This is a genomic window from Shimia sp. R10_1 (assembly GCF_017744095.1).
Lineage (GTDB): Bacteria > Pseudomonadota > Alphaproteobacteria > Rhodobacterales > Rhodobacteraceae > Shimia.
Genome location: NZ_JAGHQX010000013.1, coordinates 46,912 through 65,965 on the forward strand (window position 1 = coordinate 46,912; position 19,054 = coordinate 65,965).

A 19,054-nucleotide genomic window follows, 5' to 3' on the forward strand; every position below is an offset into this window, starting at 1 on the left:
TGAGCCTGTGGAGGGCGCTGCCCTCGCCCCATCACAGATGGGGCTTCACCCGGGATATTTTGGGCAAGAGGAAGGCGCAACGCGCGGCGCCTTAAGGTTTTGCAGCCGCCTGAATTTGGCACCTACGCAATACAGCCGTGATACCGACGCAATACCGACGTCGCGATTTAGGGTTAATATGACCAAATCGCCGCGCAACACTTTGGCCATGACGCAGCGGCGATGACGCCGCGTTCAGGGGTGACAGCGCCTCTGCTTTACGTTTTGGTCAACTCAAATAACGAGGCACCGATGGAGGCACCCGTGACTCACTATCCCCATATGCTGGCCCCGCTTGATCTGGGCTTCACCACTCTGAAAAACCGCGTCCTGATGGGCTCGATGCACACCGGGCTGGAAGAAACCAAAGACTGGAACCGAGTGGCCGAGTTTTATGCCGAACGCGCCCGCGGCGGCGTTGGCCTGATCGTCACAGGCGGCATGGCCCCTTCCAAAGAGGGCGGTGTTTTCCCCGGCGCCGCAGGGCTGTTTTCCGATCAGGACATCGCCAACCACAAGGTGGTGACAGACCGCGTCCATGAGGCCGGAGGCAAGATCGCCATGCAGATCCTGCACGCCGGACGCTATGCCTATGGGCCGGAATGTGTGTCGGCCTCCCCGATCAAATCCCCGATCTCCCCTTTCCCGCCCAAGGAATTGGATGAAGAGGGAATTGAAAAGCAAATTCAAGACTTTATCACCGCCACCGTCCGCGCACGTGAGGCCGGATATGACGGTGTGGAGATCATGGGCAGCGAAGGGTATTTCCTCAATCAGTTCATCTGTACCCATGTGAACAAGCGCACCGATCGCTGGGGCGGCGCTTATGAAAACCGCATCCGCTTGCCCATCGAAGTGGTGCGCCGCTGCCGCGAGGCTGTCGGTGAGGACTTCATCATCATCTACCGTCTGTCGATGATTGATCTGGTGCCCAATGGCTCCACCCACGAAGAAGTGGTGCAGCTGGCGCAAGAGATTGAAAAAGCAGGTGCCACCATCATCAACACCGGCATCGGCTGGCACGAAGCGCGCATTCCAACCATCGCCACCTCCGTGCCCCGCCGCGCCTTTGCATGGGTCACCAAAAAGCTGATGGGCAAGGTTGGCATCCCGGTTATCACTTCCAACCGCATCAACACGCCAGAAGTGGCCGAAGAGGTGCTGGCCGAGGGCTGCGCCGACATGATTTCCATGGCCCGCCCCTTCTTGGCGGACAGCGATTTCGTGAACAAAGCCGCCCAAGGCAAAGCCACCCACATCGCCCCCTGCATCGGCTGCAACCAGGCTTGTCTGGATCACACATTTGGCGGCAAGCTCACATCTTGTCTTGTGAATCCAAGGGCTTGCCACGAAACCGACTTGCCGATCCTTGCTGCGGATGCGATGAAGTCCATCGCCGTTGTCGGCGCTGGGCCAGCCGGCTTGTCCGCCGCAATGACCGCCGCGCAGCGCGGCCACAAGGTCACCCTGATCGACCGCGCCGACAAACTGGGCGGCCAGCTCAACGTTGCCAAACAGATCCCCGGCAAAGAGGAATTCTGGGGGCTCGTGGACTGGTATGAAGCCATGGTCGCCGATCTCGACATCGAGGTTCGGCTGAACACCGAGGCCACTGCCAACACACTGGCTGGCTTTGACGAGGTCATCATTGCCACCGGCATCGTGCCCCGCGATCCGGGCATTACGGGCCAAGACCGCCCCGAGGTGCTGAGCTATCTTGATGTGCTGCGCGACAAGAAACCTGTCGGCAAAAAAGTCGCCGTCATCGGCGCAGGCGGCATCGGCTTTGATGTTTCCGAATTCCTTGTGCACGAAGGGGAAAGCCTCACCGAAAACCTGCCGGAATGGATGGTGGAATGGGGGGTCGCAGACCCTGCAGAACACCGTGGCGGCCTTGCCCCCGAAGGTGCGCAGCCTCACGCCCCCGCACGTCAGGTCACGCTGATGCAGCGCAAGGCCAAAGCACTGGGCAAAGGTCTTGGAAAAACAACCGGTTGGATCCATCGTGCCGCGCTTAAGATGAAAAACGTCGAGATGCTTGGCGGCGTGAACTACGAGCGGATCGACGATGAGGGCCTGCACATTTCCTTCGGCGAAGCGCGTGAAAATCCTCGGGTGATCGCAGTCGACAATGTGGTGATCTGCGCAGGTCAGCTTTCTGATCGTAGCCTCGCTGATGCCTTGGAAGCCGAAGGCGTCACCTGCCACGTGATTGGCGGGGCGGATGTGGCTGCCGAGCTTGACGCAAAACGCGCGATCAACCAGGGCACACGCCTGGCTGCAAGCCTGTAAAGCTCTGATAAGAAAACCAAAAGGGGAGCGCTGGCCGCTCCCCTTTTTTGTGGTCCGCACAAAAGAAAAAGCCCGAGTTCGCGAAGAACCCGAGCCAAGGTTGCTTTCATAGAAAGCCAGGGAAAGTTACCAGTTGGTCGGGCCTTTGTCGCCAAAAGCGTGGACCATAAAGTCAATAAACGCGCGCACTTTAGGCTGGGTAAAACGCCCGGGTGGATAGACCGCATAGATGCCTTGTGTCTCTACCGGCAGATCTGGGATTGCCTCCTCGACCAGCCCCTGTTCCAGCGCTTCGCCGTAAAGAAAGCTCGGCAGATAGGCGATGCCAAGGCCAGACTGCGCAGCGTTGAGCAATGACTGACCATCATTCACCGAAAGCCATCCGGCCGTGCGCACCTGCCGCTTTTCGCCAGACGGTGCGGTCAGCTTCCATACTGCGCCATTGGCCTGGCTCGAATAGTGCAACAGTTTATGGTGGTTCAGATCGTCGATTTTTTCCGGGCGTCCGTATTTTTCAAAATAGGCCGGACTCGCAATCATACGTTTCGTCGTCTCGGTCAGCTTACGCGCCCGAAGGGTGCTGTCTTCAAGCTCCCCAATTCTGATAGCCACGTCAAACCCTTCAGAGATCAGCTCCACATAGCGATTATTGAGCACCATATTCACAGTGATATCAGGGAATTCCGCCAAGAAGTCTCCCAGCACCGGGGAGAGGTGATTGACGCCAAAATCCGTCGCCACCGATATCCGCAACAGGCCCGAGGGCGCTGACTGCATGGAGGTCACCAACGCGTCCGCTTCGCCAGCATCATTCAGGACGCGGCGGGCACGATCATAATAGGCCAACCCAATCTCTGTAGGTGAAACACGGCGGGTCGTACGGTTCAACAGACGCGCGCCCAAACGGGCTTCAAGGGAAGAAACGTGTTTTGACACCGCCGACTTGGAAATGCCCATCTTCTTGGCGGCATCCGTGAATCCGCCTTGATCCACAACAGTGGCGAAAGCTTCCATCTCGGTCAGGCGATCCATGCTGGTGTCCTTTAGTTACTCGCTTGAACACCATCTATGCCCCCAGAATCAGGCAGGATATGGGCAGAGGCCGGACAATATCGGGGTTTTCATGGGATCGTTTGCGGCATGGAAACAGGGAAACACTCGGTTTCCACGTTTCGTAAGCCCCCAGAGACACATCAAAACCGCACTCGACTTAGGTGTAAATCTACCTAAACAGCGCAGGCCACAAAACATCTGTGTTGTGCCCAGCTTCGCCAAACAGACTGATCTGCCTGCCGATCAGTCGCCCAGTTTGGCGTGGACCTCATCCAAGTCAATTTCTCCAATCGGCATTTTGTTGGCCGGATTCTCAAAATCATATTTGAACAGGTGAAAGTCGCGCTTGTAGATTTCATAGACCAGATGCATCGAAAGATCGTCGAAATAGTCTTCCACCGGATGCGCGCGCTTGGGGCCGTGGCCCTCAGATTCGTTGAAGCGCGGGATGTTTGTTAGATCCACCGCATGCGGCGTCTCAATCTGATCCAACACGCTCTGCATGCCGTCGTTGAACTGTTCGGTCCAGAAAATCTTGTCGTAAGCCCCACCATTCACGATGAATGTAGAGATATGGCCGGACATGGCGGACCAGTGAATGTCAGGATCCATCGGGCGACGCCAGCGAATGGTGTCGCGTGCAAACAAGAGAAAACGGCGGAAGCTCTGAATCTGGTCAAACTCCTGCTTGCCGTCATCGCCGCCCACTTCGATTCCATACTTCTGAACCAACATCGGCACCAGATTGCCCCGATAGCGCTTGCCGTTGCGCTGGATGCCGCAAATCTTGTCAAAGAAAGACGAAAGAATGCGCGTGTAAGGATTGCGCACGCAGGTGAACGCATACGAGCGATGGTCACGCACATTGTCGGTGATGTGTTGGTGACTGCCTTCGAGCGCCCATTTGTGCATCCCACCTTTGGCATCATGGATATCGCCATCAAAAAACGCGCCATGATCGGAGTAATACATGATCTGTCCGATCGTGGAGCACGCACACTTCGGCACAACGCGGTATACCACGCTCTCGCTTTCCGTCATCCAAGTGCCGGGAAATCCCATTGCCATGCCTCCGCTATCGCCGTGTTTCACGCAAATACCACGGTCTTGCTTTTGTATTTCAAAATTCCAAACAATGCCTGTTTATTCAACGTGCGTTCATCTTTAAATGGATAATTACAGAACGTCAAAGCGGGGATCGAATAGGCTACATGGCGAGAATTGCTTACATTCTTTTGTGCCACAAGGATCCAGAGGCGATCATCAAACAGGCGCAGCGTCTTACGGCCACCGGCGATCACATTTGCATTCATTTTGACGGTCGTGCCAAACCAGAGCATTTTCGACTGCTGCAAGAGGCGTTAGGCAACAACGAGAATGTGGCCTTTGCTGAGAAGCGTGTTAAATGCGGTTGGGGAGAGTGGTCACTGGTTGAGGCCACACTGAACGCTGTTGAAACGGCTGTCAAAAAATTCCCGCGCGCCTCCCATTTTTATATGGTTTCGGGTGACTGCATGGTCATCAAATCGTCTGAGTACATCCATAACTTTCTCGACGAAAACGATGTCGACTTCATCGAAAGCTTTGATTTCTTTGAGAGCAACTGGATCAAAACTGGCATGAAGGCTGAGCGCCTGATCTATCGCCATTGGTTCAACGAGCGCACTCAGAAGCGCCGCTTTTATGCGACCTTTAACCTGCAGAAAAAGCTGGGCCTGAAACGCGAGATCCCCGCCGACATCCAAGTGATGATTGGCAGCCAATGGTGGTGTTTGCGCCGCCAGACCATCGAAGCGGTGCTGAATTTCACGCGAAAACGCCGCGATGTGATGCGCTTTTTCCGCACCACGTGGATACCGGATGAGACGTTTTTCCAGACACTTGTGCGTCATCTCGTGCCAACCGAAGAAATCCGCTCCCGCACGCTGACCTTCCTGATGTTCACCGACTACGGGATGCCGTTGACATTTTACAACGATCACTACGACCTGCTGATCAGCCAGGATTACCTCTTCGCGCGCAAGATCAGCCCTGATGCCCTGGAGCTCAAGGAGCGCCTCGGGCAACTTTACGCGGAGAAGGGCGTACAATTCCAAATCTCCGCTGAAGGCCCGAGCCTGTTCCGCTTCCTCACCGGGCGCGGAAGACAAGGCAAGCGTTTTGCCAGCCGCTTCTGGGAAACAGAAAGCACATTGGGCCGAGATCGTGAATTGATGTTATTGGTGTGCAAGAAGTGGCACGTGGCCAAACGCTTGCTGGACAAAATCAGCCAGACAACAAACATCCCAACAATTGCTTATCTGTTTAACGAGGAAGGGACAGAGTTGCCTGACCTGGGCGGCATTCAATCCACCCTTGGCAAACGCACGCGCCATCGTCGGGCGCTTATGCGTATGTTGTTTGACTACTACGACACTGACCGCCTTCTGATTTGCCTTGATCCCAGCGCGCTTGAACTGATGCAGGATTTCTTCAGTGATCGATCCACCACGCGGATGCTGGAAATTCAGTGTGATTTTTCAGATCAGTATCTTACCGGCCATGCTATCCGGATCGGCCTCGCAGGCGAGCAGACCCCGGCGGAAACACTGGAACGTCTCCTGCCAACCATCAAGCGCGACATTTTCAATGAGAGTGACCGCATTCGGGATGCAGGTTTTGAAAACCTATCACGCATGATTGAGGGCAGCTCAGAGGACAGTCACACCAACGCCATAAAGAACTTTTTGCATGTCACAGATGAGACCGCTCAAGAAATTGTGCGAACGGACTATCTGTTCAGCGACTAAGGCACGGCAGGGTCAGCGACTGCTGGTCAGCTTCAGGAAGACATCTTCCAAGTCAGCTTGCTCGGTTTTCACATCTTGGATTGAGATCCCAGCGACACGTACCGCATTGAGCACATCTTCGGCTGAGGTGGTATTGGCCTGATAGCTGATCGCCAAAGCGCCATCCGGGCGACGCTCCACTGAAATACCTTCAGCTTCGGGCAAGATATCAACGGCGCCAGCAGGCTGGATCAACATACATTTCTGATCGATATGCCCCAAGAGATTGCGGGTGCTGTCCTGCGCCACCAACTCTCCCTGATTGATGATCGCAATCTCATCACACATCTCCTCAGCTTCTTCGAGGTAATGCGTGGTCAGGATGATCGTTGTGCCCTGCTCTTCATTCAGACGCCGCACATTGCGCCAAAGCATCTGTCGCAGTTCGATATCCACACCGGCGGTTGGCTCGTCCAAGACCAGGACTTGTGGCGCATGTACCAACGCCTTACCAAGCAACAGGCGTCGCCGCATCCCACCTGACAAAGTGCGCGCATATGCGTCGGCCTTATCAGACAGCCCAATCATTTCCAAAATGGCATCACTCTGTCGCTGTGCCTTGGGCACACCATAGAGCCCCGCTTGAACCTCCAGCGCCCCACGCGGCGTAAAGAAAGGGTCCAGGTTCAGCTCTTGTGGCATCACCCCAATCGCCGCGCGCGACTGGCGCGGATTTTCATCCTGATCAAATCCCCAGATGCGCACGCTGCCTGCGGTCTTGGTCACGAGGCCTGCCATAATATTGATCATGGTGGATTTGCCGGCTCCGTTCGGCCCCAGCAGGCCAAAAATGCATCCCGCTGGCACAGCCAAATCTACGCCCTTAAGCGCCTGTTTCTCTGGCTCACCACGGCCACCCTTGTAGGTCTTCTGCAGCCCGCGGATTTCAATCGCATTCTGAACCATGACCGCTCTTGCCCCTCGCTGTGCAATCCATAATATTTGCCCTATCGAAACGGGGCCGGTACCACAACCAAATCCCGGGAAATTGCCAAGTGACGGGCCAGCGCCTAACCCAGCCAAAGGATGTTTGCGATGACGATTGCCGCCCCTGAAACCAAGATCGTTGACAGCTATCGCATTGCCTGTGACGGCGGCGAGGGTGCCTTGGGCCATCCCCGTGTCTGGTTGCAGATCCCAAATGAACACGGCTGGGTCGAGTGCCCCTATTGCGACTGCAAATATATCCACAAAGACTTCGAAGACAAAGTTGCCTAAGCAATCCATCCGCGCCGAGGTGCCCCTCCGAGGCACCCATCGCATCGGTTTTACAAATGGGTCTGTGCAAACTGCCGATCTGGGGCTTCAAGATGCGCCACAGAATTGAACTGTGCCAGCAAAGGCTTGCCCAGGACCATCTGCCAGCGGTGCACTGAGGTGTTCTGGATCGCCAGACACATCTGCGCCCAACCGTCTACGTCAAGCGAAAGCGTCTGCCGCAGTACCGCGCCAATCAAGCCACCAGAGGTGACCACCAGCGCGCGCCCCTCACCGGAGGCGATGTCCACCATCGCCGCCTTCACCCGCGCATCAAAATCGGCATAGCTTTCCGGTACACCTTTGATCTCGCCCTCCTGCCAGGCGCGTAAAACACGCGGCATGTGACGTACAAACCCTTCACGATCTGACGGCACCTCCAGCCCGAACTGCTCTTCCATCAAACGGGACAGATCAAAATAGGCAAATTCATTCAAACGGGGATCTTCCACGATCTCGGAAAACTCTGCCGCGCCAAGGCTCTCCGCTGTCTCCCGATGCCGCCGCATACTGCCCACATAGACGCGCTGAAACCGCTCACCATTGCCTCGCAGATGCGCACCGAGCCATGCGGCCTGTTGATGACCCAAAGGCGACAGCTTGTCATAGCTGTGCTCATCGCGGGCTTCGGTGTTGGCCTGTCCGTGGCGCACAAGGGTGATGTGAGGCATCTGCGACCTTTCTCAACTGCAGCGGTGGCCCATGCGTAGCGAAGACACGCGTCTTCGGAAAGCAAATTCGCTACCACCGGCTTGCGCTTCGCGTTCTGAGGTTTAGGGTTTGGCCATTCACAAATGAGGCCCCTCCATGCTCAACCCCGACCGTTTTCTTCAAGACCTACATGCGCTGCGCGCCATTGGAGCGGCGGGTGGTGGCAAAGGTGTGCAACGACGGGCCTTTAGTGCAGATGACATTGCCGCCCGCCAATGGCTTGCCACCCGATTTGAAGAGGCAGGGCTGACGCCACATTTTGATCCGGCTGGTTCGGTCTGGGGACTGGTAGAGGCACCCTCGTTGCTGCTCGGCTCACACACCGACACCCAGCCCGAAGGCGGCTGGCTCGATGGGGCGCTTGGCGTCATCGCCGGGCTTGAAATCGCTCGTGCCCATAAAGAGGGCGGCGGCCCACCCGTGTCCGTTGTGTCCTTTCAGGACGAGGAAGGCCGCTTTGGCGGCACCACTGCCAGCGCGCTCTGGAGTGGCGTGACCCAGCTCGAAGAGATAGACCAAGTGACAGATGACGCGGGCATCACCTTCGCAGAGGCCCGTCAGAGCATGGCCCATCTGGATCAGGGCTGGGTGGATCCTGCACAGTTCACTGGCTTTCTGGAAATGCACATTGAACAGGGCCCGTGGCTTGATCTGGCAGGTGAGCAAATCGGTATTGTGACCGAGATTGTCGGCATCCGCGATCTCAAGATCACCTTCGACGGCGCACAGAACCATGCTGGCACCACACCCATGTCCACCCGCAAAGACGCGTTTCAGATGCTTTCCGCGTTTAATCAATCGCTGAATGCCGCCCTGCCGGATATCGTCACAGACACCACAGTCTGGACCATCGGCCATGTCTCCCTGCACCCCAACGCCAGCTCCGTGGTGCCCGGCAGCGTGACCTTCTCCATGCAATGGCGCGACGGATCAGAGGGCCGCCTGCAAGACATGGACACACTGATCAGAAAGCTCGCCAAAGACTGTGCCTCTCGTTTTGGAGGAACCGTTTCTTTTGGTGGCGCGTGGTCCCTGCCCCCGACACAGATGGATCCGCGCTTTAAGGCCGCTCTTTCCGATGCCGCTGCCGAGCTGGCCCCGGATGCGCATCGCATGATGCCCTCAGGCGCGCTGCATGACGCAGCCAATGTGGCCAAAATCCTACCTGTCGGAATGCTGTTTGTGCCCTCCATAAATGGAGTCAGCCATGTATTTGAGGAAGACACCAAAGAAGCCGACTTGGTAAAGGGACTGCAGGTCCTGTCGCGTGCTGTGTCACGGCTTGCGAATTAGACTAATAGAGCTTTGACAGACACCAAAGGCATAAGAATGTGTATGCGCCGCGGAAAACATTTCATGAAACAGAGAATGTATGCGTGTCGCGCGCATACCCGCGTCTAAGCGCTTTACGTCGAAAAGAATCTGCCGCCAGCGATGCGTCACGCAAGTTGCCAAACATATTGACCACCGTGCGCCCTTTGCCGCCCTGCACGCCCCACTCTCGCAAAACCGAGACTTCATCAAATAAGTTCATCGCGATTTCAACCCGGTAGTACCTTGGGCGCGCCCAGCGCGTGGGTTTATACATCATGCAGATCGACATAACGCATTGTCTATGTCAGGCACACTCACAGCGCAACGCAGCTTCGCCCCACCCGAGAAAACCTGCCCTTTGCAAACCGCTCAGTATTTAATTGTCAAAGCTTAGCAAAACTGCCTCGACACGCCGATTGGCGTTGCGCCCTGTATCGGTCAAATTGCTTCCCACAGGTGCGAGATAGCCTGCGCCACGCGCTTCGATTTGTTTACTAGGCACGCCATGGAGCTCAACAAGCCTATTCTTCACCGCCTGCGCCCGCTGCTGCGAGATCCGGGTATTGACCTCTAACGTGCCCTGACTGTCCGTGTGACCGACCAGCGCGATGCGCATGTCCTCACGTGCTTTCAGATACTCCGCCAAGGCCGTCAGAGACTTAAATTCTTGATCAGCCAATTTCGATGCACCGGTTTCAAAAGAAAGATCGGAAAGAACCACATGGCCGTTCTGCTCCAATTCCGAGCCAAGATTTCTGATAGCGGCTATTGGCAAGACGGAATGACTTTCTGAAACTTGTACTTGAGTTTCATTTTGCGACGCATCCTGCGCTGCTTTCCCACTGGGCTCGTCAGTTTTTTGAACTGCAACGCTATCAATTTGGATCATGCCTGCCTGCACTGTCTGACTGACCATAACCCACGTGGCCTGCAACGAGTCGCTGGTTTCATTCACGCCGGCCAGATAGAAATAGTTGGAGAGATCCACAAACATCTTAGGTGGCGGGAACACATTGATGCCAAATCGAAAATCAAACCCACCACATGCATTTGTTTCACACTTAAATACAACGTCATAACCTTGGTCGCGCATCTGCGATTCAAGCTCAACCGCAAGCGCGGCCACACCAGGGTAATTGCGTGACAGCCGCCAACTGCGTCGGGTTACATTTCCTGGCAGGCTTCGGGAGGGAACAAAACCATCCTCGAAGGGGCCGGTTGACAACAACAATAGACCTTGCGGCTCCACCGTATCAGCCATCAGCTGACCTGCACCGTCAAACTGGGGTTCAAACGCCCAGCACGCAAACGGCATAACAATCGCCGCGCCTATTGCCAGGACAGTTTTCATCTTGCTAGCGCGTGATACTCTTCGTTGGGTGTCATGTTGGTTGCGGAGGCCACACGATTGGACATGTTATAGAACCCCGCCACATTGGCGATATCCCAGATGTCCTGATCGGAGAAACCAACATCGCGCAGCTTTTGACGGTCATTTCCTTCAATTGTACTCGAAGCCACCGTCATCTTTTCAGCAAAGGCCAGCATCGCATATTGCCGCGCATCCAGATCCGCCACACGCCAGTTCATCACCATCTTTTCGCCCAGACTCGGATCACCCGAAAGCTGCCGCACCGCGGCCCCATGCGCCACCAGACAGTAAAAACACTTGTTGATCGAGCTCACCGCTACCGCAATCATCTCGCGCTCAAGCTTACTCAGCCCGCTCTCGCCCAGCATCAGATCATTGTAGAGCGCGGTGAAAGCATTGAGCTTCTCCACCGTGATGGCATAGGCCTTCAGAACGTTGGGCACCATGCCCAGCTTTTCCTGACAAATCTCAAAATAGCGCTGCGTCTCCGGCGGCAGCGGGTCCATCATCGGAATGTCGAGTGCGGTTGGCATCTCTGCTGTGCTCATGGTCTTTCCCCTCCCTCAAGCGTTTGTTTTCTGGCGGTAATGATACTGTCCCACAACGCGCATCCCGAGGGAAGCATAGAGGGCGTTCGCCCCTTCGTTCGCTGTGGTGCAGATCACTGAAAGATGCGTGCCCCCGCGCTGCTGCACCCAGATCGCGGCGCGGCGCATCAAAAACCGCGCAACGCCCTGACGGCGCTGATGCGGAAGAATTTCAAGCGAGTGCACCATGCCGACACCCTCATGCATGGCGAGGAAGGACGCCCCCGCAGGCTTGTCGTTCCAGCGCGAAATCATCCCGGTTTTCGGGCCTTCTGCACGGCGCATCACATCGATACGTTCGGGGCCAACCCCACCTGTGGCCCAGATCTCTTCCATGATCTTGAGCGGCTCCCAAGCGGGGATTGCCGCCGTGCGCGGCGGCTCTTCTTGCGAAAGCGCCTCCACCTCGATCACATACATGGTGACAGGATCAATGACCTCATAGCCGCGCGCAGCCAGCGCCGCATCCAGGGCCTCTTCACCCTCACGCAGCTGAAACAACAAGCCCTGCCCGAGCGCGGTCATAGCCTGTTCTGCGCGAGCAATATCGCTGTCATCAAAGGAGCCCAGCGCGGTGGCTGCGGACACCCGCTTGCCCCCGCCTTTACCTTCGCGAATGAGAAACGGCCCAACGGCGAAACTCCGCGCTGCGGGCCATGTGGCGTCTACGACATCATAGAGCTGCCGCGCGTCCGGCGTCGCACTCATGAGAACAGCCCAGACAGCCGTGCCATCGCCGCATCAATGCGCGCACCATCTGTGCCGCGCACCACCACATTCGCCCCGTAAACGCCGTTGCGCTGATAGGGGTACGAGCCAATCGACAGATCAGAAAATTCCTCAGCCAGCGCCGCCAGCGGCCCGGCAATCTCACCTTCTCCCCGCTCGATGCGCAGGGTTTGGCTCAGCAACGGCGCGCCGCCTGTGAGGGTTGGCAGAACACTCGCCACCATCGCCTGAAACACAGAAGGCACACCGGCCATCACATAAACATTTTCCACCACAAACCCCGGCGCAACCGACACCGGATTGTCGATCAGGGTGGCACCATCGGGAATACGCGCCATCCGCTGGCGCGCCGCATTAAAATCCTGCCCGGAATTGTCATAATGCGCCTGCAACAGCGCACGCGCATCATCGCGAATGTCGATATGAACGCCAAAAGCCTCGGCTACGCAATCGGCCGTGATGTCATCATGGGTCGGCCCTATGCCACCGGAGGTGAATACACTGCCATACTCTGCCGACAGCGCACGCAGCGCACCAACGATTTTTTCCGGTACATCCGGCACTACGCGCACCTCAGCCAGCGTGATCCCTTGCTTGGTCAGCTCACCTGCCAGATAGTGCATATTCGCGTCGCGCGTTCTGCCCGACAGAATTTCGTCACCGATGACCAGCATGGCGGCAGTAGGGTTTGTCATGATCTCATTCCTTGTCAGCAGCTTAGTGCAGGTATAGGCCTGTCACATGCGCTTTCAAACCCCTCTTATCCCCGCCACGCTGATCCGTCGCTACAAACGCTTTCTCGCCGATGCGGTGCTGGAAAATGGCACAGAGGTGACCGCCCATTGTGCCAATCCCGGCTCAATGATGGGGCTGGCCGAACCGGGGATGAAAATCTGGCTTGAGCCCAATGATGACTCGAAGAAAAAGCTCAAGTACGGCTGGCGCTTGGTGGAGCATGAGAGCGGTGATTTCACCGGTGTGGACACTTCGGTGCCCAACCGCGCATTAAAAACCGCGCTGATGGCAGGCGAAATCCCCGAATACGCCAGCTACGACATGATCCGCCCGGAGGTGAAATACGGCCAAAACAGCCGGATTGATTTCCTGCTGTCCGGTGCCAGTCGCCCTGACCTCTATCTCGAGGTCAAATCCGTCACCCTGTCGCGCCAACCCGGTGTGGCCGAGTTTCCCGACAGCGTGACCGCGCGCGGGGCCAAACACCTGCAAGAGCTGATCGAGATGCGCGCCGAGGGTCATGACGCCGCCATGTTCTATCTGGTGCAACGCACCGATGCGAAGCAGGTGACACTGGCTCATGACATCGACCCGACCTATGCCGCGACCTTCATCAAGGCGCAGGCCGCCGGGGTCGAGGTGATCGCCTATCGCTGCGACATAACTCCAGAACAGATCATCATCGGAAAACGCCTGCCTTTTCACCTCCCTGAAACCCTTTCTGGCGCATAGCATAAGCCCCCTCTGGCGCTTTGAGGCATTTGCCCTTACATAGCGTCGAAACCTAGGTGATGGAGCAGTTCAGATGATCGGCAAAGGCCGCCAAACTCGCGATGGCATTCGCATTTACGCCCCAGGCGACCATGCCGGCATGCACAAAGCAGGCGCGCTTGCCTCTCAGATCCTTGATGAAATCGCAGAGCACGTGTTCCCCGGCCAGACCACGGCAGAGCTCGACCGCCTGATTGAGTCCAAAGTCGACGCGGCTGGCGCTGAATCCGCCACCATCGGCTATCGCGGCTACCAGCACGCCAGCTGCATCAGCGTAAATCACGTTGTGTGCCACGGCATCCCCGGCAGCCCGATCCCCAAGTGGAACAAAGAGACCAGCGCCCGCAAAGAAGACCCGATGCGCGCCGATGACAAACTGCAAGATGGCGATATTCTCAATATCGATGTCACCGTGATCGTTGATGGCTGGTTTGGCGACACAAGCCGCATGTATGTGGCTGGTAAGCCAAAACCATTTGCGAAAAAGCTCATTCAGGTTACCCATGATGCGCTGATGGTTGGTATTGACGCCGTTAAACCCGGCAATACCTTCGGTGATATCGGCAACGCCATTCAAACTTATGTCGAGCGTCAGCGGATGTCTGTCGTGCGCGACTTTTGTGGTCATGGCCTGGGTTTGGTGTTTCACGCGCCGCCAAACGTTCTGCACTACGGACGTGCAGGTAGCGGGCCAGTGCTGGAAGAAGGCATGTTCTTCACCATTGAGCCAATGGTGAACTTGGGCCGCGCTGAAACCAAAGTTCTGGATGACGATTGGACGGCTGTAACGCGCGACAAGTCTCTTTCCGCCCAGTTTGAGCATTCCGTCGGCGTAACATCTGACGGGGTAGATATCTTCACTTTGTCAAACGCCGGACGGTTTCATCCAACTTGGTCTTGATGGCGACATATCCAAAGCGTTGCGTGTTCGCCACCTGTGACGCTTTTGAGAAATGTCTTACCAAACCCTGACAATCACTGAATTCCGTCACGGAACCCCGCTCAAACTCATGGTTCTTGGGCTTGCAACCGCAAAGCTGCACATCAAAACTACCGCGTAGAAAAGACCGACGCGGGAGCGCACTATGGAATTTGACTATGTGATTGTTGGTGGCGGCTCTGCTGGCTGTGTTCTCGCCAATCGGTTGTCGGAGGATCCAAATACATCGGTTTGCCTGCTGGAAGCCGGTGGTGGTGGCAACAGCATTCTTGTGCGCATGCCGGCAGCTGTCGTCGCAATGTTGCCCGGGAAACCCGCCAAGATAAACAACTGGGCCTTTTCCACACTCCCCCAACCCGGGCTCAATGGTCGCATTGGCTACCAACCCCGTGGGAAAACGCTCGGCGGCTCCAGTGCGATCAATGCAATGCTCTATGTGCGTGGACAGCGACAGGACTATGACGATTGGGCAGCGCAGGGCTGTGAAGGGTGGGACTGGGAAAACGTCCTGCCGTATTTCCTAAAATCTGAAAACAATGAGCGCGGGCCAGACCCCCTGCATGGCACTTCTGGCCCGCTGCAGGTGTCTGAGCAAAAAGCACCACGCCCGATTTCAAAAGCCTTTGTAGATGCCGCCACTCAGATGCAACACCGTAGCAGCGCTGACTTCAATCGCGGCGACAACGAAGGTGTTGGACTCTATCAGGTCACCCAGTTTCACGAAAAGGACAAAAACGGCGAACGCTGTTCCGTCGCTGCGGCTTACCTTTTTCCCGTAATGTCACGCCCAAACCTCACAGTGGTTACTCAAGCATACGCCAGCCGTGTCACCTTTGAAGGCAAACGAGCAACGGGTGTTGTATACAAAAAGAGCGCCAAAGACGCTGACATCACGGTCACCGCCAAACGTGAAGTTTTGCTGTGTGGCGGCGCATTGAAATCGCCGCAAATCCTACAACTCTCTGGCGTGGGTGACCCAGATGATCTTAAAAAGCATGGCATCACCGTGCGCCATGCCCTACCTGGTGTTGGCAAGAACCTTCAAGATCATTTGGATTTCGTTCTGGCCTACAAGTCCAAAGACACAGACAATTTTGGGATCGGTTTCTCAGGAGCGGTAAACATGCTGCGCCATCTTTGGAACTGGCGCAAACATGGCAACTCAATGGCCGCTACGCCGTTTGCAGAAGGCGGCGCCTTTCTAAAGACCGACCCCATGATGGATCGTCCAGACATCCAATTGCACTTTGTCATCTCGATCGTGGACGACCACGCGCGTAAGTTACATCCGGGATATGGCTTCAGCTGCCATATTTGCAAATTGCGCCCAGAAAGTCGGGGAACCGTAACCCTAAAAAGCCCAGATCCTTTTGCGGCTCCAGCAATTGATCCCGCGTTCCTGGCAGACCGCAGAGACCTGGACACCATGATCAAAGGCGCGCGCATAACCAGAGAAATCATGCAAGCGCCCGCGATGAACAGCTATCGATACAAAGAGCTTTTTGGAACGGAACACGCGGTGTCCGATGCTGATTGGGAGGACCACATCAGGGCGCGCGCAGACACGATTTATCATCCTGCAGGGACCTGTAAAATGGGTACAGACGCCTTAGCTGTTGTGGACAACCAGCTGCGTGTTCAGGGGATGGAGGGATTACGCGTTGTAGATGCATCCATCATGCCCAATCTCATTTCAGGAAATACCAATGCGCCAACCGTAATGATTGCGGAAAAAGCGGCCCAAATGATAAAAGACGGACACTAGCACCCAATTCTCGTGAGCAGATCTTGTTTGGAGACTGGCTTTCCCAGCACCTCATCAATGCCTTCTGCCAAATATTCTTCGATTTGGTGCTTCATGACATTCGCCGTCACTGCGATGATTTGAGCCGCTTGCGCCCCTGTTGCGGCTTCGGTTTTTCTGATTTCGTTTGCGGCAGTGATCCCATCCATGACAGGCATTTGAATGTCCATCAGTATAACGTCATACGCCTTCGTTGAGGCCGCATTGACGGCTTCGAGACCGTCCACCGCCTCGTCTACATGTACCGGTGCATCTTTCAAAAATCTCTTTAGCACAAACCGGTTTGTTGCGTTGTCGTCGACGATCAGAAGCTTCTTGAGATCACCACGGCAGGCTTCGCTTCCGATCCCTGAGCCACCTTCAGTGGCATATCCATTCGGGGACTGAGGCGGCGCATGTTCTGTGTAGGGCAGCTCAAACCAGAAAACGGATCCATTCCCCGCATTGCTTGCCACACCGATGCGCCCTCCCATAGCTTCGCAAAAGCTACGTGAAATGGCCAAGCCAAGACCTGTTCCTCCCTTTGAGCGTGTCACACTCCCATCTGCCTGCGAAAAGGGCTCAAAGATCTTATCATACACCCCAGGATCAATCCCAAGGCCCGTATCACGCACCTCAAAGCGACAGACTTTACGATCCGGAAGGTACATGGCTTGCAAAGTGATCGACCCCGTTTCGGTGAATTTTATCGCATTTCCGATGAGGTTATGAAGAACTTGGCTCATACGCTGTTTGTCGCCTTTCACAAACTGCGGTAAGCCTGCCTTCGCTTCCAACGCCAATGAGAGCTGCTTTTCGCGCGCTGAAGCTGTGTAGAGTTCAATCGCCGCTTGGAGTGTACGCGGGAGATCAAAAACGCTGTCTTCAAGATCAAATTCGCCGGACTCCACCTTAGACAGATCTAAAACGTCGTTGAGTGTCTTTAGAAGCAGATCGCCTGCGTGCGAGACAATCGTCAGACAAGCCCTCTGGTCTTTACTCAAAGGTGTCTCAAGCAGCTCACTGGACATACCTATGATACCATTTAAGGGCGTTCTGATTTCATGACTGACATTGGCGAGAAAGCGAGATTTGGTCTCGTTTGCGATGGACGCTGCGCGCGCTTTTGCACGCAGTTCTTCTTCCTTGCGCATCGCACGGGCCACCAAACGCGCCTCAGCAATCAGATAAACAACCAGTATCGCAATCAGGACCAGAACCAACCGTTCACTTACGATGCCACGCGACTTTGCGAGTTGCTCCAGTTCGCGCTTGGAGAAAACTTGATTGGTGTAGGAATCCTGCCATGTCTTCTGCAGCACAAACCCCAAATCCTGCACATCACGTGCGTCTCGCAGAAGGGTTTCATGGTCAATACTCTCTCCGCTGAACAACACCGGATCGATTTCGACCAGTTTTTCTTTAAGCTCAGCTAGCGGATCAAAAAAGCTCTCAAAATAACGCAGATCGGAGGTCAAAGCGATGTCGACCTTGCTCCATAGCAACTCAAAGCGCAACATCACATCCTCAAGGTCAATGCCATGGCGCGAACTGCCGTTCAGCTCAGCTTCAAGCGCAAAGCTTGTCGAGTAGCCGAAATGCAATGTATCAACGATCACGTCATTGAGGCGCCAAATCGTCTCGTTGCTCCCAATTAGGGAGCGTTTTCTCAGCGCCTCCAGATCTCTTTGATTGGAAATGAACACAAACATCAAAGACACCAACAACCCGAGAGCGACCAAGGTCCTCAGGTTACGGAAAGTCAAATAGCCTTTGATGCGCCTCAACATCTACAATGTCCAAACGGTCAGCGAGACAAATCAAGTCGTTTGAGCTGCCAAACCATTCGACGTTCAGCATCAACCGAAAGCGGTTCTGAGCCAGTCATCGGGTAAATGATCCAGATAGGCCCGCGATCACGCACACGCATGTGCTCACCGTTGTGATCTAGCGCAAGCAAAACGGAATATTCCTCAGCATCACTGACAGGGATATCGACGCTATAGTCATTCAAAGCAAAGGCTTTAAGCGTGCCAGATTTGATGTCGAGGGAGGTCAACAAATCTGCCAATGGTGTGCCAGAAAAAGTATGCTCACCTTCTAGGAATGGCGTTTTTGTCGTTATGGTTTCCCAGCCAATTTCTTTTAGTTTTTGGCGATTGAATGCAAGCTCTTGTACATCCCCCGTGTCGCCCGTCACAGTCAAAATGGTTCGGCCCTGCTGTTCAGCAGTTAAACTCGCTGCAGCACATAAGATAGCAACGATACTGCATAGCGCGAAACGAACTAGCTTAACCATTGAACATCTCCATATTTAGTTTTGTATGATCTGACGTTTGCCCCGTTCGCGTCAGGTAACGCAACATACTTCCTACTACTTTTATTGACAAAAGTCGCATACCTCATGGCCTTTTAACAGAAGGATAACAACGCACGCCATGAACCGCTGATCAGCCCCACCTGAGTGGTCCGGTTTGACTGTTAGTGCATGACCGGCTGAGCAGCTCCCCTTGTTCGGACTGACCTGCTCCCCTGAAATGTCCTGAAATTTTGGTTAGCCTGTTCTCCAACTGAGGAGACAGACGATGAAAAGAAGCCGTTTCAGCGAAGAACAGATCATTGGCATTTTGAAAGAGCACCAGG

The 19,054-nt window shown here is 55.3% G+C and carries 19 protein-coding genes; 7 read left to right on the forward strand and 12 right to left on the reverse strand.

The window, feature by feature from the left end:
- The first annotated feature begins 303 nt into the window (after positions 1–303).
- Complete coding sequence (locus J7413_RS18675; protein WP_348538780.1) at positions 304–2,331, forward strand: NADPH-dependent 2,4-dienoyl-CoA reductase; 2,028 nt, start codon at positions 304–306, stop codon at positions 2,329–2,331.
- Between the two features lie 126 nt (positions 2,332–2,457).
- Here the strand turns inward: J7413_RS18675 and J7413_RS18680 are convergent, their stop codons facing one another.
- Positions 2,458–3,363: a LysR family transcriptional regulator gene (locus J7413_RS18680; protein WP_209101010.1), complete on the reverse strand. Its 906-nt coding sequence runs from the start codon at positions 3,361–3,363 to the stop codon at positions 2,458–2,460.
- Between the two features lie 264 nt (positions 3,364–3,627).
- Positions 3,628–4,446, reverse strand: a complete 819-nt coding sequence (locus tag J7413_RS18685; RefSeq protein ID WP_209101044.1) for a sulfotransferase family protein — start codon at positions 4,444–4,446, stop codon at positions 3,628–3,630.
- Positions 4,447–4,595: 149 nt separating this feature from the next.
- Here J7413_RS18685 and J7413_RS18690 point away from each other — a divergent pair, with 149 nt between their 5' ends.
- Positions 4,596–6,173 (forward strand): DUF5928 domain-containing protein, encoded by a 1,578-nt coding sequence (locus J7413_RS18690; protein ID WP_209101012.1) that lies wholly within the window; start codon positions 4,596–4,598, stop codon positions 6,171–6,173.
- A gap of 12 nt (positions 6,174–6,185) precedes the next feature.
- Here the strand turns inward: J7413_RS18690 and J7413_RS18695 are convergent, their stop codons facing one another.
- Positions 6,186–7,118, reverse strand: coding sequence for an ABC transporter ATP-binding protein (locus tag J7413_RS18695; protein ID WP_209101014.1), 933 nt, complete (start codon positions 7,116–7,118; stop codon positions 6,186–6,188).
- 129 nt (positions 7,119–7,247) lie between these two features.
- Here J7413_RS18695 and J7413_RS18700 point away from each other — a divergent pair, with 129 nt between their 5' ends.
- A complete protein-coding gene (locus tag J7413_RS18700; RefSeq protein WP_209059921.1) occupies positions 7,248–7,430 on the forward strand; it encodes a zinc-finger domain-containing protein in 183 nt (60 codons plus the stop codon).
- 50 nt (positions 7,431–7,480) lie between these two features.
- Here the strand turns inward: J7413_RS18700 and J7413_RS18705 are convergent, their stop codons facing one another.
- Positions 7,481–8,140, reverse strand: a complete 660-nt coding sequence (locus tag J7413_RS18705) for a histidine phosphatase family protein (RefSeq protein WP_209101016.1) — start codon at positions 8,138–8,140, stop codon at positions 7,481–7,483.
- A 136-nt stretch (positions 8,141–8,276) separates the two neighbouring features.
- On the opposite strand from J7413_RS18705, the gene J7413_RS18710 reads away from it, so the two are divergent.
- Positions 8,277–9,473: a hydantoinase/carbamoylase family amidase gene (locus tag J7413_RS18710; RefSeq protein ID WP_209101018.1), complete on the forward strand. Its 1,197-nt coding sequence runs from the start codon at positions 8,277–8,279 to the stop codon at positions 9,471–9,473.
- A 61-nt stretch (positions 9,474–9,534) separates the two neighbouring features.
- Here the strand turns inward: J7413_RS18710 and J7413_RS18715 are convergent, their stop codons facing one another.
- From J7413_RS18715 to J7413_RS18735, 5 genes are all read right to left on the reverse strand, one after another.
- The gene (locus tag J7413_RS18715; protein WP_209101020.1) at positions 9,535–9,783 is read right to left on the reverse strand and encodes a WGR domain-containing protein; all 249 of its coding nucleotides are present in this window, start codon (positions 9,781–9,783) and stop codon (positions 9,535–9,537) included.
- An 87-nt stretch (positions 9,784–9,870) separates the two neighbouring features.
- Complete coding sequence (locus tag J7413_RS18720; RefSeq protein ID WP_209101022.1) at positions 9,871–10,845, reverse strand: OmpA family protein; 975 nt, start codon at positions 10,843–10,845, stop codon at positions 9,871–9,873.
- A complete protein-coding gene (locus J7413_RS18725; RefSeq protein WP_209101024.1) occupies positions 10,842–11,414 on the reverse strand; it encodes a peroxidase-related enzyme in 573 nt (190 codons plus the stop codon). Before J7413_RS18725 ends, J7413_RS18720 begins: the two co-directional genes overlap by 4 nt.
- A gap of 15 nt (positions 11,415–11,429) precedes the next feature.
- Positions 11,430–12,161 (reverse strand): GNAT family N-acetyltransferase, encoded by a 732-nt coding sequence (locus J7413_RS18730; protein WP_209101026.1) that lies wholly within the window; start codon positions 12,159–12,161, stop codon positions 11,430–11,432.
- Entirely contained in the window at positions 12,158–12,877 is a 720-nt protein-coding gene (locus tag J7413_RS18735; protein ID WP_209101027.1) for a molybdopterin-binding protein, read from the reverse strand. The genes J7413_RS18730 and J7413_RS18735 overlap by 4 nt, the downstream gene beginning before the upstream one ends.
- A gap of 46 nt (positions 12,878–12,923) precedes the next feature.
- Here J7413_RS18735 and sfsA point away from each other — a divergent pair, with 46 nt between their 5' ends.
- The 3 genes from sfsA (at position 12,924) to J7413_RS18750 (ending at position 16,393) form a co-directional block, all read left to right on the forward strand.
- On the forward strand, positions 12,924–13,649 hold the full coding sequence (gene sfsA, locus J7413_RS18740) for a DNA/RNA nuclease SfsA (RefSeq protein WP_209101028.1): 726 nt from the start codon (positions 12,924–12,926) through the stop codon (positions 13,647–13,649).
- A gap of 73 nt (positions 13,650–13,722) precedes the next feature.
- Positions 13,723–14,589, forward strand: a complete 867-nt coding sequence (gene map / locus J7413_RS18745; protein ID WP_209101029.1) for a type I methionyl aminopeptidase — start codon at positions 13,723–13,725, stop codon at positions 14,587–14,589.
- 184 nt (positions 14,590–14,773) lie between these two features.
- Positions 14,774–16,393, forward strand: a complete 1,620-nt coding sequence (locus J7413_RS18750; protein WP_209101030.1) for a choline dehydrogenase — start codon at positions 14,774–14,776, stop codon at positions 16,391–16,393.
- Here the strand turns inward: J7413_RS18750 and J7413_RS18755 are convergent.
- The 3 genes from J7413_RS18755 to J7413_RS18765 all read right to left on the reverse strand — a co-directional run.
- Entirely contained in the window at positions 16,390–18,201 is a 1,812-nt protein-coding gene (locus tag J7413_RS18755; RefSeq protein WP_209101032.1) for an ATP-binding protein, read from the reverse strand. The two genes, J7413_RS18750 and J7413_RS18755, sit on opposite strands and share 4 nt — an antisense overlap.
- Positions 18,202–18,218: 17 nt before the next feature.
- Positions 18,219–18,710: a molybdopterin-dependent oxidoreductase gene (locus J7413_RS18760; RefSeq protein WP_209101035.1), complete on the reverse strand. Its 492-nt coding sequence runs from the start codon at positions 18,708–18,710 to the stop codon at positions 18,219–18,221.
- A gap of 151 nt (positions 18,711–18,861) precedes the next feature.
- The coding region (locus tag J7413_RS18765; protein WP_209101037.1) for a hypothetical protein at positions 18,862–19,054 on the reverse strand (193 nt) is incomplete at its 5' end.